Source organism: Paenibacillus sp. OT2-17 (assembly GCF_009827695.1).
GTDB classification, from domain to species: domain Bacteria; phylum Bacillota; class Bacilli; order Paenibacillales; family Paenibacillaceae; genus Paenibacillus; species Paenibacillus polymyxa_B.
Genome location: NZ_WUDQ01000567.1, coordinates 1 through 2,339, shown reverse-complemented (window position 1 = coordinate 2,339; position 2,339 = coordinate 1). Strand labels below are relative to the sequence as shown.

Sequence of the window (2,339 nt, the reverse complement as noted above, 5' to 3'; positions counted from 1 at the left end):
GGTTCTCCGTATAGGAAAACCGCAAGGCTTAAATCGATGTTGTTCTGCCTCGCAGGTCAAGAGCTACCTTTTTTGGAGTTGCTCATATTCAGTCGGTGTCATGCCAAAGCGTTTCTTGAAGCATTTGCTGAAATAATTGGGGTCACTGTATCCAACACTTTCAGCGATTTCCGCCAACTTCCGATTTCTGTTCAGTAAGAGCTCCTTAGCCTTCTTCATCCGAATATGTGTAATATGATCCACTATGGAGAAGCCGGACTCCTTGCGGAAGACGCGCCGCAGATAGCTGGGATCGACGAAAACCCCGCACGAAACCTGCTCAGCAGACAACTCTGTGTCTGCATAATGCTCCTCGATATAGGTGATCGCCGCAGCAAAAAGATTGGAAGCCTTCGTAGAGTGCATATTCTCCATCAATTGGATCAGCCTGCGGTACAAAGCGAGCATCCATCCTTCAGCAGCCTCCCAGGAATCTAACTCCCGGAGCCGGTCGTAAGGAGACTTGTTCAAACCTTCATCCCATAGCCGATCATAAGGAATGCCGCGTTCACTTGCAAAGGAAAGTGCTAGAGATACGATTCCCATAAGCATCGCGTCCGCGTATTCATCCCCCCACTTATATATACTAAGCTGCTGGATTGCCTTACGGACTTCCTCTAACGTTTCACTGTCTTTCAATCGAAGGTCTAGCACGACTGCATCACGCAGATGGCCCAAATCAGGCATACTTGCTCTGCCGTGCAACGCTTCGCTACCATGACCCCACTCGGTACTTTCGCTCTCCTGCAGAAACACCGGTAGTTTCGGCTTAATACGTTCCAACATCGAGAGCATTTCTTCTGCATTGAACGGCTTCAACAAATAATCCTGCACTCCGGTTCGAACCGCCTTCTGTAGGTATTCAAATTCGTTATGTCCAGATATGAATACAATAACGATGCGTTCGAACTTGACTTTCAACCTCTCGGCTAATTCAATTCCATCAATGAAGGGCATATTGATATCTACGAGGGCGAGATGCGGCTGATGCCGCTCGGCTTCTTGAAGTGCTTCCTGTCCGTTCCTTGCTTCGCAGCAAACCCGAAAACCATGACTTTCCCAATCTATCTTTATACGCAGAAAGTCTCGGAACAGCGGCTCATCATCGACAATCATCACTTTATACATCTTGGTGTTCACTCCCCTTTGGCAGCATCGGCAACGACAGGTCAACAGTTGTTCCCTCCGCGAGAATACTTTGAACGGATATCCCATACTCCTCGCCAAAATACAGACTCAGTCGTTGCTGAACACTGTAGGTACCGATTGATCGTATTCCTTCTTTCGGTAAATGTCTGGACATAATTGTCTGAACTTGGAATTCATCCATTCCCACACCGTTGTCCTCCCCCCGAACGATCACCTTATCACCCTGTTTAAAGGCAAAAATACGGATAAAACCTTTTGTTCCTTTCTTCTTAAGACCATGGTAAATCGAATTCTCGACAAGCGGCTGAAGCGAGAGCTTCGGGATAGGTGTACCTGCAAGCTCGGCAGGGATATCCACTTCATAGCGAAACACATCGGGATAACGGATTTGCAAAATCGTCAGGTAATCATCAGTAATCTGAGCTTCCTTTTCTAAAGTAATTAATTCCCGTCCCTTGTTCAGCACCATTCGATAAAAATCTGCTAGCGCTTTTGTAGTATCTCTAGCCTCATCATTACGATCTAACTCATTGAGTGCATAAATGGTATCCAAAGTGTTGTACAGAAAATGCGGTTTAATTTGGGCGCTTATCAGTGCGAGCTCATATTCACGCTTACGGTTCTGTTCCTGCCTTACCTCATCCAGCAGCTCCCGAACTCTTCTTACCATAAAGTTAAACGCTTCAGCAATCGTACCGATCTCATCCTCTGTGCGGACTGTCGTAACCGCTTGCAAGTCACCAGTTACTACTTTTCGCATGGCCCTAGTCAGATGTTCGAGAGGGCTAACGACCATTTTGGATAGAAAGCTAGCGCCCAGCCAGGAAAAAACAAGGCACAATACGCCGATTAAGAGCGACAATCTAACATTTTGCCGGACATCAGCCGTAAGCAGGCTAAGAGATACGATATTGACCAACTTCCAATCCATCCGGGTATAATCAGTGACCGTTACCAGATTGCCCTCATCCTCGAATGAGCACGTTCCTTGGGATGCATTAGGCGCACAACGTTGGATGGCCTCACCTAGCTGTGGATTCACCGGATTCATAAGCATCTCATTGTCTTCTGCCACCGCCACGCGCATTTCGTTATCTAAAAAATAATAAGATTTGGGCGCATCTGGATCGCTGGAACGAAAGTAATCGGAC

The 2,339-nt window shown here is 47.0% G+C and carries 2 protein-coding genes; both read right to left on the bottom strand.

Translation table 11 applies throughout. The features are described from left to right. Window positions 1–63 precede the first annotated feature (63 nt). On the bottom strand, window positions 64–1,167 hold the full coding sequence (locus GRP75_RS24635; protein WP_028541314.1) for a response regulator transcription factor: 1,104 nt from the start codon (window positions 1,165–1,167) through the stop codon (window positions 64–66). Then, the coding region (locus tag GRP75_RS24630) for a sensor histidine kinase (protein ID WP_160790635.1) at window positions 1,160–2,339 on the bottom strand (1,180 nt) is incomplete at its 5' end. The genes GRP75_RS24630 and GRP75_RS24635, both read right to left, overlap by 8 nt.